Source organism: Polymorphobacter multimanifer, assembly GCF_014205635.1.
Classification (GTDB): Bacteria; Pseudomonadota; Alphaproteobacteria; order Sphingomonadales; family Sphingomonadaceae; genus Sandarakinorhabdus; species Sandarakinorhabdus multimanifer.
On the sequence record NZ_JACIIV010000025.1, the window covers coordinates 1 to 14,308 of the forward strand.

14 protein-coding genes and 1 tRNA gene are annotated in these 14,308 nt (G+C 64.9%); 6 read left to right on the top strand and 9 right to left on the bottom strand.

All coding sequences use genetic code 11. From position 1 onward, the window contains the following. Positions 1-70: 70 nt before the first annotated feature. The 5 genes from FHS79_RS14840 to FHS79_RS14860 all read right to left on the bottom strand — a co-directional run bounded on the left by FHS79_RS14840 (position 71) and on the right by FHS79_RS14860 (position 3,852). Entirely contained in the window at positions 71-865 is a 795-nt protein-coding gene (locus FHS79_RS14840; protein ID WP_184201841.1) for a hypothetical protein, read from the bottom strand. Positions 866-1,149: 284 nt separating this feature from the next. Next, positions 1,150-1,226 (bottom strand) — tRNA-Pro (locus FHS79_RS14845). Positions 1,227-1,332: 106 nt separating this feature from the next. Further along, positions 1,333-2,844, bottom strand: coding sequence for an FAD-binding protein (locus FHS79_RS14850; RefSeq protein WP_184201843.1), 1,512 nt, complete (start codon positions 2,842-2,844; stop codon positions 1,333-1,335). A 3-nt stretch (positions 2,845-2,847) separates the two neighbouring features. Then, entirely contained in the window at positions 2,848-3,168 is a 321-nt protein-coding gene (locus FHS79_RS14855; RefSeq protein WP_184201846.1) for a hypothetical protein, read from the bottom strand. Positions 3,169-3,252: 84 nt separating this feature from the next. Continuing rightward, positions 3,253-3,852, bottom strand: a complete 600-nt coding sequence (locus tag FHS79_RS14860; RefSeq protein ID WP_184201849.1) for a glutathione S-transferase — start codon at positions 3,850-3,852, stop codon at positions 3,253-3,255. A 54-nt stretch (positions 3,853-3,906) separates the two neighbouring features. Between FHS79_RS14860 and FHS79_RS19215 the strand changes: the two genes are divergently transcribed. The 5 genes from FHS79_RS19215 to FHS79_RS14880 all read left to right on the top strand — a co-directional run bounded on the left by FHS79_RS19215 (position 3,907) and on the right by FHS79_RS14880 (position 9,882). Further along, entirely contained in the window at positions 3,907-4,035 is a 129-nt protein-coding gene (locus FHS79_RS19215) for a hypothetical protein (protein ID WP_274603716.1), read from the top strand. 49 nt (positions 4,036-4,084) lie between these two features. Continuing rightward, positions 4,085-5,089 (top strand): alpha/beta fold hydrolase, encoded by a 1,005-nt coding sequence (locus FHS79_RS14865; RefSeq protein ID WP_184201851.1) that lies wholly within the window; start codon positions 4,085-4,087, stop codon positions 5,087-5,089. A gap of 8 nt (positions 5,090-5,097) precedes the next feature. After that, on the top strand, positions 5,098-6,189 hold the full coding sequence (locus tag FHS79_RS14870) for a serine hydrolase domain-containing protein (RefSeq protein WP_184201855.1): 1,092 nt from the start codon (positions 5,098-5,100) through the stop codon (positions 6,187-6,189). 32 nt (positions 6,190-6,221) lie between these two features. Beyond that, on the top strand, positions 6,222-7,283 hold the full coding sequence (locus tag FHS79_RS14875) for an SDR family oxidoreductase (protein ID WP_184201858.1): 1,062 nt from the start codon (positions 6,222-6,224) through the stop codon (positions 7,281-7,283). 136 nt (positions 7,284-7,419) lie between these two features. Next, positions 7,420-9,882 carry a vitamin K epoxide reductase family protein gene (locus tag FHS79_RS14880; protein WP_184201862.1) on the top strand — a complete coding sequence of 821 codons (2,463 nt, stop codon included), beginning with the start codon at positions 7,420-7,422 and terminating at the stop codon, positions 9,880-9,882. Positions 9,883-9,922: 40 nt separating this feature from the next. Here the strand turns inward: FHS79_RS14880 and FHS79_RS14885 are convergent, their stop codons facing one another. Beyond that, complete coding sequence (locus tag FHS79_RS14885) at positions 9,923-10,381, bottom strand: tRNA (cytidine(34)-2'-O)-methyltransferase (RefSeq protein ID WP_184201865.1); 459 nt, start codon at positions 10,379-10,381, stop codon at positions 9,923-9,925. Positions 10,382-10,501: 120 nt separating this feature from the next. On the opposite strand from FHS79_RS14885, the gene FHS79_RS14890 reads away from it, so the two are divergent. Then, complete coding sequence (locus FHS79_RS14890; RefSeq protein WP_184201868.1) at positions 10,502-11,890, top strand: PucC family protein; 1,389 nt, start codon at positions 10,502-10,504, stop codon at positions 11,888-11,890. Positions 11,891-11,956: 66 nt separating this feature from the next. Here the strand turns inward: FHS79_RS14890 and FHS79_RS14895 are convergent, their stop codons facing one another. From FHS79_RS14895 to FHS79_RS14905, 3 genes are all read right to left on the bottom strand, one after another. Continuing rightward, positions 11,957-12,226, bottom strand: coding sequence for a light-harvesting protein (locus FHS79_RS14895; protein ID WP_184201871.1), 270 nt, complete (start codon positions 12,224-12,226; stop codon positions 11,957-11,959). Positions 12,227-12,239: 13 nt separating this feature from the next. Then, a complete protein-coding gene (locus FHS79_RS14900; RefSeq protein ID WP_184201874.1) occupies positions 12,240-12,389 on the bottom strand; it encodes a light-harvesting protein in 150 nt (49 codons plus the stop codon). A gap of 272 nt (positions 12,390-12,661) precedes the next feature. Further along, complete coding sequence (locus FHS79_RS14905; protein WP_184201877.1) at positions 12,662-14,290, bottom strand: CTP synthase; 1,629 nt, start codon at positions 14,288-14,290, stop codon at positions 12,662-12,664. Positions 14,291-14,308: the final 18 nt, after the last annotated feature.

Sequence of the window (14,308 nt, forward strand, 5' to 3'; positions counted from 1 at the left end):
ATCGGTGATCTCCGTTGGTTGGATATTGCAACCCAAACCTAACCGAAGATCGCCGATGGCCAACCGCGACCTACACCACCACCTGGGACACGACCCCCACAACAAACAGGATGACGCTTGATCTCACCCAGATCTTTAAAGCTCCCGCCGCCTTCTCTCCGACTTTCCGGGCATCGTCTGCCGAATCGTCGAAGTTTCTATCGTCATTGTATTTCAGCACGGGGCCCCAATTATTCGGGACAATCCACCTCACCAGTCGCTTATGGAAAGTATTGATAATGTCGCAGGGCCAGTAATGGCCCTTGTCTTCGCCGGGCAGTTCAACCCAGCCCTGCGGTTTGAATTTTTTCCGTGTTTCGTGAATAAACATGCACATGCTGTGCCATGGACGATACTGCGGATTGCCCTCATTGTTCTGCGAGGAATTGGCGTTTGGCGGCTTTCCGACAATTCGCTCAAGGGTTTTGTCGTCTTCTCCGCCTTTTTTGAGCTGACGCCATTCGACAGCGCGGCGACGACGATGATAGGCTTGCATGAAACTGCGCTGGGTATCCAATGCACGCTGCGCAGCTTGTGCCGCGCAGAGCAGTCCCAAAAGCCAGGCTGCCGATGCAGCCACCAACCAGAAGAGCCCTTTGTCCACTACGCCGTTTTGTTTGTCGACCAATGTGACCAGCAATGTAAAGGCGCCGCCATTCAGTAAAAAAAGCAGTTTTACGCGCTCCAACTCAAATGCATGCGTGAACCTGTTTAGCTCAAGTTCATGCTCTCGATCGCGATCGTACTTTCGAATTTCAAACTCGAAGGCGGCATCATATTTTTCCTTATATGACTCCGTAGGCTCGATTTGGTCGTTGGCTGGCATATCATTACTCCAAACGGACCGCCATTTTTGGCGTGCAAAAGACGGTTTACTTCCCGTGTACCAGCCCAAATCCTTCTGAAGCCTATTGGTGCGCGCTGAGCAGCCAGTGTCAATCGGCGCGCAACCTGGTTTTCGCACCGCCACGAACAAATTGGTCCTCGGCACTAGAGGTATTGCTGGCCAGCCATCCGAAGCATCTCCAGGAACGGAGTTGACACGCCGAAGTCCGCACCAACGCCGCAGTTTGCGGTGATGCTAACCAAATCAGTGTCTTAAAGGAAAATTGGTCGGGGAGACAGGATTCGAACCTGCGACCCTCTGGTCCCAAACCAGATGCGCTACCAGGCTGCGCCACTCCCCGAACCGGCACGTCCCCTAGGCCATACCCCCTGAAAGCGCAAGCGAAGCGGTCGAACCGATGGACACAGCAGCGAGCAACTCACGCGGTCTTGCGGCACACAGCCTCCTCATGCGTTCAATCCCAGGCTGTCGAAAAGCGGGATCGAAAACACTTCGCGCTGGGCCGTGTCGGGCAGCAGCCTGTGCCGCGCCGCTGTCCAACGATCCAGATTGCTGCCGTAGCTGGAGCGCACCCGGGCTGCCGTCAGGCCGTGCAGCTTGCCCCAGTGCTGGGCGTAAGGCAGGCCGTCCGCATCGAATGCCGCGCGCACGCCTTCCATCACCGTTCGCACCGCCTCATTGTCCAGCCCATCCACATCCAGCACGCAGCACGGATCATAGCGTGTGAAGGACAGAAGCCCCGGCGAGCGCCGCACGAAGCGGCACGCGATGATGACAGGTGCTCCCGTATTGGCGGCAAAGACGCGTCGGGCAAGGTCGAGCGCCCGGCTCGTATAACCCACCGGGACAGCCATAGCCGAGCCGGCGGAGCCGGGCCGAGCGGCAGTATAGCTGTAGGTTTCTCCGGGCAGCCCAAGCCTGTCGGCAAACGGGCGCAGTTCGGACTTGATGAGCAGCGACACCACCGTCTGGCGCATCGCAGGCGCCACATCGAGCAGCTTGGCCAGCACCCCAGGCAGATCGTTGCCGGCCTCATAGCCCGATTTCAACGCATTGTCGCGCACATGGCCCGGTGGACACGGCTGCTTGTAGCGCACGGTGCAATGCATGGTGTCCGGCCGTGCCGGATCCATCACCGCCTGGAAAAAATAGGGCCGCGCATGCGCCAGTGGCAATGGTGCGCCGGCGAAATCCAGCGTGTTCAGTGCCCGTGTCACATCGGCCGTCGGCAACGGCATCAGCCAGGATCGCAGCAGATACCGCCCGGTCGTGCGAAGCAGCACGGCGTGGACGATTCCCAGCGCACCCAGCGAGACCAGCGCCGCTTCGAACAGCAGATCGTCACGCACAAGCTCAGCGCCGAGCTTGCTTGCAAAGTCCGCGCCCATCACCGGGTCGGACGGGCGTTCCAGCCAGAGGCTGCGCGTTGCCGTGACAATGTGCAGGCCGGCGACCTGGCTTTGCATCGCGCCGACATCGACAGCCGAGCCATGAACGCCCGTGCCTATCGCGCCGGCAATCGTCTGGCCATTGGACGCACCCGATGTGCGCAACGCCTGGCCATTGTTTTCCAGCTCGGCGTTGATTTCGGCGATCGATGCCCCGCACTGGGCCAGCAGCAATTCCTCGGCGATCCCGCGAAAGCCGGGGTCGAGGCTCGAGGCCGACAGGCGGAACTGCCAGTTGAGCTGGTCTGTCTGCAAGATCCAGCCACCGGCCGGATCGCAGATTTCCGAGAATGACCAGCGTGCGCCATGGCAGCGCAGCCGCATCTCCGCCGTCATGGCCGCCTGGATCAACGCCTGCAAGCGCCCGGCGGTCTTGCGCAGGCCGGCGATGCTCGGGCCCCCCGGTTCATTGGCGATGTACCAGCGCTCGGCTGCAGGACCTTTCACCGTGCCATGGAAATTGACGGTGGTGCCAGGGCCACGGCGGATGAGCTGGGCATCCTCGGCCATGCCCTATTCCTCGATGATGCCAGCCGGGCCCGCGGGAACCTTGGCGCAGCGATATTCGATGCGCGCCCGCTGCCACAGGCCAAGGGTCAACACCGAGGTGAGTGCCTGGCCGAGGTTCTGCTTGACCCGTACCTCATCGATCAGGTTCGACGGGCAATCGGCGACGGTGCGCCGCTGCACCGCCCCCAGTCCGAAGCTGTCGCTGTCGAACGCGACAGCCTCGCCCGATGGATTGGGGTTGGCGACGACGAGCCTGTGCGTGGCACAGCCCGATACGCTTGCCAGCACGGCCAGTGCCACCGCAAAATGTGGAATGCCCGCCATCGCGATTTTTCCCCCACAGTGCCGAATTTTAACGCCGCAGGCCTTGGCAGGTCAATCGCCGTTCGCATCAGCCGGGAGCCGGCCTCACGGTGACCAGGGTGTCTTGCGAACCATGATCCCCTGGAACAGCGCCGATGCCAGATGCCCCGCCAGCCAGGGTTTCAGGCTCGGGAGCGGCTGGGCTTCGAACCAATCCCGGTCCGTCGCCGCAAACTGCCGGACGAAAGGCATGACGGCGGCATCTGCAAACCCCCGCACCGGACCGCAAAGCTGGCCGGAGGCCGCGAGGCGTCCATCGAGCTCCTGCAGAAAGGCCAGCCCGCGCTCACGGTGCACCAGCGGATCGCTGCCATGCCGCTCAGGATATTTGTACCGGTCGAGATCGTGCTTGAACGCACCGTCGTTGATGGCAATCAGCGCCGTGTCGTCACGACCGAGCCATGCTTCGGGATCCCGGATCTCGAGAACGCGGCGCATGATGTCGAGGCTTTCATCGATGACTTCACCACTGGCAAGCACCAATACGGGAACGGTTCCCTTGGGCGAAGCAAGCAACATCCCGGCAGGCTTGTCGGCCAGCCTTACTTCCCGCAGCTCATACGCCGTGCCACTCACCGCCAACGCCAGCCGCGCCCGCATCGCATAAGGACAGCGCCGAAAGCTGTACAAGACAGGACTGGCCATCACACCCCGGAGCCGCTTGTGCCAACGGGCGTGGAGACCGAGCATTCCCGCGCCATGGCGATCTTCACCACGGTGCGGCCGGCAATGCTGAAGCTGACGTCAGACAATCCGCAGATCCTGTTCACGACCGGCGCCGCCAGCAGCATCGCTGGCGCACCGGAATACCGCCGGTCAGCAACGTGAACAAGTTTTGCGAGGCGGACCCATTGTGATAATCCAGCGTTCAACTCCGATGATACAGTTCCTCAACACCGCCGCGATTGCCGGGCTCGCCTTGTCGGCCAGCGTCGCCATGGCGCAAACCGTGCCGCTCGGCGCCAATCTCGAACTCTTCGACTATGCGTCCCCGGTCCATTGGTATGAAGCGTCCTCGCAAGGCCACCCGATCCGGATGGCCTATCTGGACCTCGAACCCGCGGCGCGCGCAAACGGCACCACGGTCGTCCTGCTGCACGGCAAGAACTTCTGTGCCGGGACCTGGGACGAAACCGCGCGCGGGCTCGCCGCCTCGGGCTATCGGGTGATCGCACCCGATCAGGTCGGCTTTTGCAAATCGTCCAAACCGCAGGGCTATCAGTACAGTTTCCACGCGATGGCCGACCTCACCGCCAGGCTGCTGGAGCAGGCCGGGGCGGAGAAGGTAGTACTCGTCGGCCACTCGACCGGCGGCATTCTTGCTGTCAGGTTCGCCCTGCTGCATCCGGAACGCGTGTCGCGGGTCGTGCTCGTCAACCCGCTTGGCCTCAACGACACGCTGGCGGAGGGCGTGCCCTATGCCGGTCTCGGCAAGCTGCGCGAAGACGAGGCTAACACCGACGCAGCGTCGATCAAGGCCTATCAGCTGCGCACCTATTATCACGGCGAATGGCGCCCGGCCTATGACCGTTGGGTGGCGATGCTGGCGGGCCAATATGCAAGCCCCGACGGCAATGTGGTCCGCGATGCGCAGGCGCGCCTGTCCGACATGATCCAGACCCAGCCGATCGAGGCCGAGCTTCCGCAGCTGAAAATGCCGGTGACGTTGATCATCGGGCAGCGCGATCTCACCGCGTTTCGCGCCGGCAGCGCACCGCCGGATCGACGTGCCAAGGTCCGCACCGTTCCGCAGGCAGCCGAGACCGCGGCAAAAGCCATTCCCGATGCCACGCTGATCCGCCTCGAGGCGCTTGGACACTCTCCGCAGGTGGAGGCGCCAGCGCTCTTTCTCCAGACATTGAACGAAGCCATCGGGTCGTGAAATGGCCAATGCTGCTGCTGGCCCTGCCGCTGGCCTGGGGCTGCGACGCGGCGCCCGTAGGCCAAATGGAAACCGGCCAGACGCAAACCGCCCAGGCTCCGGTGGCCCGCCCGAATGCGTCACCGACGCGCGGTCTCGATCCCGAAACCATGGCTCGCGCGGTGGCTGCAGCCGACCAATTGCCGCGCCTCCGCGCATTGCTGGTGCTGCGCGACGGACAGGCGCTGGCCGAGCACCGCTTCAACGGTGGCCCGCCGCTCGATCGCCCGGTAAACATCAAATCCGCATCGAAATCGGTCATCTCGGCGCTTGTCGGCATTGCGATCCAACGCGGGGTTCTCGAGGGCACAGAACAGCCGATCGTGTCGGTCCTCGGTGCCGACGCGCCCTCCAACCCCGATCCGCGGCTCGCGCAGGTCACTGTCGGCAATCTGCTGTCGATGCAGGCCGGGCTGGAGCGTACGTCGGGCGCCTATTATGGCCGCTGGGTGTCGAGCCCCAATTGGGTCAGGTCGGCGCTGTCGCGGCCCTTTGTCGATGATCCCGGCGGCAGCATGCTCTACTCGACAGGCAACACCCATCTGCTGTCGGCGATGCTCACGCGCGCCTCGGGCAAGAGCACGTTGCAGCTCGGCAGGGAGTGGCTCGGGGCGCCGCTCGGCATCACCATCCCGTCCTGGCCCGCCGATCCGCAGGGTGTCTATTTCGGCGGCAACGACATGCTCCTGTCCCCGCGCGCGATGGCCCGCTTCGGCGAGCTCTATCGGCTCGGCGGGGTTGCCGAAGGCAGACGCGTCTTGCCAGCGTCCTGGATCGAGCAGAGCTGGACGCCGCAGACGATCTCGCCGTGGAGCGGCGGGCAATATGGCTATGGCTGGTTCATCGGCAACGCCGGCGGCCACCCCGTGCGCTTCGCATGGGGCTATGGCGGACAGATGATCTATGTGGTGCCCGATCTGCGGCTCACCGTGGTGATGACCTCCGATGCGACCGGTGCGCGCGACGGCGGGCACATCGATGCGCTTCACCGCCTGCTCGCGACAGGCATCGTGCCGGCGGCCGAAACCGGTGCCCAGGCAAACCCGCAAATGTCATCATGATCGAGCAAGACGCTCCAAAGGAAGGTTTCAACATGGCCAGAACGGCCCTCGTCGTCGGTTCCAGCGGCATTGTCGGCAGTGCTGCCGCCGACGTGCTTGCAGCAGCCGGTTGGCACGTCCTTGGATTGGCACGGCAGCCCTCCGCACGGCCCGGCGTGACGCCGGTCGCAGCCGACCTGCAAAAACCGGCCGCGCTCGCGACTGCCCTTGCCGGCCTGGCACCCGATGCCGTCTTCATCGCGACATGGTCACGCCAGGCGACCGAAGCCGAGAACATCCGTGTCAATGCCGCGATGGTCCGCAACCTGCTCGATGCCCTGCGGCCAGCCGGCAGCGTCCGCCACGTCGCACTCGTCACCGGCCTCAAACACTATCTCGGGCCGTTCGAAGCCTATGGCCAGGGCATGCTTCCACAAACGCCATTCCGCGAAGACCAGGGCCGGCTAGACGTGGAAAACTTCTATTATGCCCAGGAGGACGAAGTCTTCGCCGCGGCCGCGCGCGATGGCTTCGGCTGGAGCGTCCACCGCCCGCACACCATCATCGGCAAGGCCGTCGGCAACGCCATGAACATGGGCACCACGCTCGCGGTCCATGCATCGCTGTGCCGCGAGACGGGCCGGCCCTTCCGCTTTCCGGGCTCGGCGGTCCAGTGGAAGGGCCTGACCGACATGACCGACGCGCACCTGCTGGCCCGCCACATGCTATGGGCAACGGCGACACCTGCCGCGCGCAACCAGGCCTTCAACGTCGTCAACGGCGACGTGTTTCGCTGGGAATGGATGTGGGGCCGCATCGCCCAGTGGTTCGGCCTGCAGCCTGCCGCGTTCGACGGCACGGTCCTTCCGCTCGAAACCCAGATGGCCGGAGACGCCGGCCTCTGGCGCGACCTTGCCGCTCGCCATGGTCTGGCCGAGCCCGATCTGTCGCGCCTGGCCTCACCCTGGCACACCGACGCCGACCTTGGCCGCCCGATCGAGGTCGTCACCGACATGGGCAAGAGCCGCCGCCTCGGCTTCACCGACTATCAGCCCACCGATGATGCGTTTTTCGCACTGTTCGAGGCGCTTCGTGCGGACCGACTGATCCCCTAGCCGTCAGCAGCGCGGCGCAACTTCGGCATGCGTTGGTCGGTCCTGAAACCTTCGGCAACCCGGACGGTTGACGAGAGGTGAAACCGATCCGATCTCCCCAATCTCCGAGCCAGGGTGCCGGCCATCCGAGCATCTGATGGCCGAAAAACCTCTTGTCCTGATCACGGGTGCCGCCGGCAACATCGGCCGCACGCTCGCGAAAGCGCTCCGGAAACACTATGCCGTTGTCGGCATCGACATGTCGGCAGGCGATACCGACTTTCCTGTCATCGAAGCCGATCTCGGCGACGAAAGGAGCGTGGCCGAAGCCCTTGACCTGATCGGAGCCGAGCACGGCCGCCACATCGCGAGCGTGGTCCATCTTGCTGCCTTCTTCGATTTCAGCGGCGAGGACAAACCCGAGTACAACGCGGTCAATGTCGACGGCAGTCGCAACCTCATCCGAGGCTTGCAGGCGTTCGAGGTCGAACAATTCGTCTATTCGGGCACCATGCTCGTCCATGCGCCGGGCCGACCAGGCGAGCGGATCGATGAAAGCCGTCCCATCGCACCCGGCTGGGCCTATCCGAAATCAAAGGCCAAAGCCGAGCAGGCGATCAGCGAGGATCGCGGCGACATTCCCGTCGTCTTCCTCCACCTCGCCGGCCTCTACGACGAGCGCACGTCCGTGCCGACTTTCGCCAACCAGATCGCGCGCATCTACGAACGGGATTTCCAGAGCCATCTCTATTCCGGCGATACCGAAGCCGGACAGGCGATGGTCCACCGCGCAGACATGATCGACGCCTTCGTCCGCACCATCGACCGGCGCGGCCGCCTGCCCGACGAGACCGTCATCCTGATCGGCGAGCCCGACACGATCGGCTATGACGACCTGCAGGATCGGATCGGCCGCCTCGTCCATGGTGAAGGCTGGGCCACAGTGCGCGTGCCTGCCGCGGTGGCAGGCGCCGGCGCCTGGGTGCAGGACAAGGCCGAGCCGGTCATCCCCGATGCCATCGACCAGGGCGAGCGGCCCTTCATCCAGCCGTTCATGACACAGATGGCGAGCGATCATTACGCGCTCGATATCGGCCGCGCCCGCGCACTTCTCGGTTGGGAGCCGAGGCGCGCCCTCGCCGACGAACTGCCCGCCATCGTGGCCGCGCTGAAGGATGATCCCGCCGGCTGGTACGAGGCCAACCGCGTTCCGCCGCCGGCTTTTGTGTCCGATGCCGAAGCAGTCGGCGAAAACCCCGAGGCCCTGCGCGCGCGCCATGAACAATGGCGCCGCGAAGCGCATGGCGAAACGCGCTGGGCGCACTTCGTCAATATCGCGCTCGGTTGCTGGATCATCGTCCAGCCCATGATCGTGCAGGTCGAGGAGCCCGGGCTTTTCTGGTCCGAGGCAGCACTCGGCGCAGCACTGGTCGTGTTCGCCACCCTGTCGCTGTCGTGGCGGCTGGCGTGGGCGCGCTGGGCCAGTGCAGCGGTCGCCGCCGGCATCATGGCAGTCCCGTTCCTGTTCTGGACAGCCAACCCCGCCGCCTTCCTGTCCGACACGCTCGTCGGCGCCCTGGCCTTCGGCCTCGCGGTCGGCACGCGGCCCGAGCCGGGAACCGCCGCCATCGCTGCAATGACCGGGCCGGACATTCCGCCTGGCTGGAGCTACAATCCGTCGAGCATGGCACAGCGGCTCCCGATCATCTTCCTCGCACTCATCGGCCTGCTCGTGGCGCGCTACCTTACCGCTTATCAGCTCGGCCATATCGACCGCGTCTGGGATCCGTTCTTCCCCGGCCTGCCCGATGATCCCGCCAGGAACGGGACGGAAGCGGTGATCACATCGTCGGTCTCCCGCGCCTTTCCGGTCCCCGATGCAGCGCTCGGCGGCTATGTCTATGCGCTCGAGATCGTCACCGGCATCATCGGATCACGCGCGCGTTGGCGCACCATGCCCTGGCTGGTCTTCCTGTTCGGCCTGATGATCGCGCCGCTCGGCGTCGTCTCGATCCTGTTCGTCATCATCCAGCCGATCACCATCGGCACCTGGGCAGCGCTCACGCTGGTCGGTGCGGCAGCGATGCTGATCCAGATCCCCTATTCGCTCGACGAGCTGCTCGCGACGGTCCAGTTCGTGCGCCGACGCGCAAGGGCCGGCCGGCCATGGCTTCGCGTCTTCCTGTTCGGCGACACCGACGAGGGCCAGCGCGAGGAGCGCCGCGACGAGTTCGAACGGGGCCCCGTTGCAGTGCTGCGCGATATGGTGTCCGGCGGCGTCAACCTGCCGTGGAACCTCGCGCTGGCCGGCGTGATGGCAGCATCGCTTCTGTTCACCCGGCTGACCTTCGGTGCAGAGGGCGCCATGGCCGATGCCGATCACGTCATCGGCTTCCTGGCGTTGACGATCGTCTCGCTCGCGTCCGCCGAAGTCGCACGGCCGCTGCGCTTCTGCCTCGTTCCGCTGGGGGCCGCCCTGCTGGTCACCCCCTTCATGCTTGGTGCCGGCACGGCGCATGCCATCGCAAGCTGCGCCATCGGCGTCGCGCTGATCGCCCTGAGCATCCGGCGCGGCCAGGTCCGGGAACATTACGGCAGCTGGAACCGCCTCCTCGTCTGATCGGCGTCAGTCGCCTCGGCGTCCTCCAGCGCCCTGGTATTCAGCCCTCGCCCGGCAGCCCGTTCGTCTGGCGCAGCGCCTCGCCGAGCGCCAGCGCCACAGCCGTGGCAAGGTTCATCGAGCGCACTTCCGGCCGGATCGGCAAGCGCACTCGCTGGTCGCATCCGGCGGCAACATCGGCCGGCACGCCCGCACTCTCCTTGCCGAACAGCAACACATCATCGGCATCGAAGCCGAAGTCATACGCCGAGTGCGTGGCCTTCGTCGTGAACAGCACCAGCCGCCGCGCGCCGATCGCCGTCCGGAAGGCGTCGAAGCCGTCATGGCGGGCAATCACCACATGGTCGATATAGTCCATCGCCGTCCGCCGCACCCGCCGGTCATCCCATGCAAAGCCCAGCGGCTCGATCAGGTCGACAGCAGCACCCAGGCACGCGCCGAGCCGCAGCACCGCCCCGACATTTCCGGCAATCTCGGGTTCGAACAGGGCAACGCGCATCACCGCTGCTTGGCGGCCGCGCATCAATTGCACAAGGCCCCCGGCGAAGCGCCAACCGCCCTTGCCTATACGCCATCGCATCCGATAGGCGTGGCAGAGCGTCGCAGGGGGAGCACCGGCTTGAGCCGAATCGATCGCACTTTGAACGGAATCTGGAACCGCTGGGGCACCCGCGTGCTGCCCTTCGCCGATGTCGCCAGCCCCGATCTGCCCTTGTCGCGGCTTTTGCGGCTGTCGCTCATCCAAGTGTCGGTCGGCATGTCGCTCACCCTGCTCGTCGGCACGCTCAACCGGGTGATGATCGTCGAGCTCGACGTCCCCTCCACCATCGTCGGCGTCATGCTGGCGCTGCCGCTGCTCTTCGCCCCCTTCCGCGCCCTCATCGGCTTCCGGTCGGACACCCACCGCTCCGCACTCGGCTGGCGGCGAGTGCCGTTCATCTACCGCGGCACCATGATCCAGTTCGGCGGCCTCGCCATCATGCCCTTCGCGCTGCTCGTGCTCGCCAAATCATTGAACGCCGCCCTCGCCCCCGATTGGGTCGGCCAGATGGCCGCCGCCATCGCCATCCTGCTCGTGGGCGCCGGCATCCACATCACCCAGACCGTCGGCCTCGCCCTCGCCACCGACCTCGCCCCCGAGCACCAGCAGGCCAATGTCGTCGGCCTCATGTACGTCAGCCTGCTCATGGGCTCGATCGTCTCCGCACTGGCTTTCGGGGCATTCCTTGTCGATTTCTCGCCCGGCCGGCTCATCCAGGTCATCCAGGCCTCGGCGGTCATCACCGTTCTCCTCAACTTCATCGCCACATGGAAGCAGGAAGCCCGACGCCCCGCCCGCCTGCTCACGACGCCCCTCCCGCCACCCCCAACCTTCAAGGCAAGCTGGAACAGTTTCATCGCGCAGAACCAGGCGCTCCGCCGGCTCGTCGCCGTCGGCCTCGGCACGCTCGCCTTCACCATGGAGGATATCCTGCTCGAGCCCTATGGCGGGCAGGTGCTCGGGCTGGGGGTCGGCGCCACCACCAAGCTCACCGCCACCTTTGCCGGCGGCAGCCTCGTCGGCTTCGCCATGGCCTCGCAACTGCTCAGCCGCGGCGGCGATCCCTTTCGCATGGCGAGTGCCGGCGCACTCATCGGCCTGCCGGCCTTTGTCATGGTCATGGCGTCGGCTCCCATGCAGGCGCCGCAGATGTTCAACATCGGTGTGCTGCTCATCGGGCTCGGTGCGGGCCTGTTCGGCCATGGCACCCTCACCGCCACCATGAACAACGCCCCTCCCGAGCAGGCCGGCATGGCACTCGGCGCCTGGGGGGCGGTGCAGGCGACGGCAGCGGGCGCAGGCGCAGCACTCGGCGGCGGCCTGCGCGATCTCGGCTCCGGCCTCGGCTTCACCGGCCCCTGGCCGCGCGTCGCCGATGGCTACATGCTCGTCTACGGCCTCGAAGTGCTGCTGCTCGTCATCACGCTCCTCGCCATGCTCCCCCTCATCCGCCGCAAGCCCGGCTGATCCACACACGAAAAAGCCGGGATCTTGCGATCCCGGCTCATCCCGCCTGCCCGAAAGCAGAACCGATTATTCCGCCGGAGCAGCGTCCGCAGGAGCAGCTTCAGCCGGAACGGCTTCAGCTTCCGCCGCAGGAGCGGTTTCTTCGGCAGCCGGAGCAGCTTCCATGGCAGCCGGAGCTGCCGTTTCAGCCGCAGCACCCTGCCAATAGCCGGCGAACCAGGTGGTGTTGGTCAGGATCGCGGCATGCACGATCAGCGCCGTCGCCACCAGCGCCAGGAAGAACAGCGGGATCGCCACTGTCGGGCTCACATAAAGAAAAAGACGACCTTCATTCATGGTACAATCCCCCTTACTGGAGCCAAGGCGTCAGAATGTACGCCAGGATATGGGCGAACACGGCGATGGCGCCATAGATGCGGGTGCCCCACTTGAGGCCTTCATTGATTTCGATGGCTTCCTTCTCGGTAAGCCCTGTCGGGTAAACCTTTTCATCAGTCATGGATGAATTCCCCTCTGTCAGTTGCGATTGCCGGGGAAAGATTGCGCAAAAGCCCGATCCTGCCCCCGATCGAAACACCGCCACGCCAGCGGTTCCCCGATCCTCGCCAGAAACCTCGTCTGCATCGCTGCCGACCGGAGCGTTAAACTGCTCCCACGCGATTCCTTGCCGTTCCTTTATTCATCAACTCGAGGGGTGTGTCAATTCGCCGCGTCATCAAATTGTCGCAGGCCAAGCCACGGATGAGGCGCGCTCTTTGTTGCGCTGCAGCGTCAGACCAGCCGGCTCTGCCGCACCGCCGCCGCCACGAAACCCGCAAACAACGGGTGCGGATCAAATGGCTTGGACTTCAGCTCGGGGTGGAACTGCACGCCAACGAACCACGGATGCTCCGGCCGCTCGACGATCTCGGGAAGCAGCCCATCCGGAGACATGCCGGTGAACATCAGCCCCTCCGCCTCCAGCCGGTCGCGGTAATGCACATTCACCTCATAGCGGTGGCGATGCCGCTCATGGATCGTCTCGCTGCCATACACGCTCGCCGCCAGGCTGTTGCCCGCAAGCCGCGCCGCATAGCTCCCCAGCCGCATCGTGCCGCCCAGGTTGCCGCCGGCCTCGCGCACCTGCAACCCCTCCGGGCTCATCCATTCGGTGATCATCCCCACCACCGGCTCCTGCGTCGGCCCGAATTCGGTGGTGGAGGCGCCCGCCACCCCGGCCTGGTTGCGCGCCGCCTCGATGCACGCCATCTGCATGCCGAGGCAGATCCCGAAGAACGGCACGCCATGCTCGCGCGCAAAGCGCACACAGGCGATCTTCCCCTCGCTGCCGCGCTCGCCGAAGCCGCCCGGCACCAATATGCCGTGCATCGGCTCCAGCCGCGGCATTGCATCGTCGCCCTCGAATTCTTCGGCATCGAGCCAGCGGACATTCACCTTCACCCGGTTGGCGATCCCGCCATGCACCAGCGCCTCGGTCAACGACTTGTAGGCATCCTTCATGCCGGTATATTTGCCCACCACGCCGATCGTCACCTCGCCCTCGGGCGTGGCAAGTGCCTCCGAAATCGCGTCCCAGCGGCTCAGGTCGGGTGCGGGCGCATCGGTGATGCCGAAGGCCTTGAGAACCTCCTCGTCGAGCCCCTCGCCATGATATTGCAGCGGCACATCATAAATGCTCGGCGCATCGAGGGCGGCGATCACCGCCTTGCGATCGACATTGCAGAAAAGCGCTATCTTCGCCCGGTCCGATTCCGGCAGCGGGTGCTCGGATCGGCACACCAGCACATCGGGCTGGATGCCGATGCCGCGCAGCTCGGCCACGCTGTGCTGGGTCGGCTTGGTCTTCAGCTCGCCTGCCGCCGCCAGATACGGCACCAGCGTGCAATGGATATAAACGGCATTGGCCTTGCCGACATCGATCGAAAGCTGGCGGATCGCCTCCAGGAACGGCAGCCCCTCGATATCGCCCACCGTGCCGCCGATCTCGCACAGCACGAAGTCCAGCCCCTCCGTCTCGGCCCGCGCGAAGGTCTTGATCGCATCGGTCACATGCGGGATCACCTGCACCGTCGCGCCCAAAAAGTCGCCGCGCCGCTCCTTGGCGATGATGTCCCGGTAAACGCGCCCCGAGGTGATGTTGTCGGTCTGCCGGCTCGGCACGCCGGTGAACCGCTCGTAATGCCCCAGATCGAGGTCGGTCTCGGCGCCGTCATCGGTCACATACACCTCGCCGTGCTGATAGGGGCTCATCGTCCCCGGATCGACATTGAGATAGGGATCGAACTTGCGCACGCGCACGCTGTAGCCACGCGCCTGCAGCAAAGCCGCGAGGCTCGCAGCCATGAGACCCTTGCCGAGCGACGAAACCACGCCACCGGTGATGAAGATAAACCGTGTCATGGGAGGATGGTCTTAGCG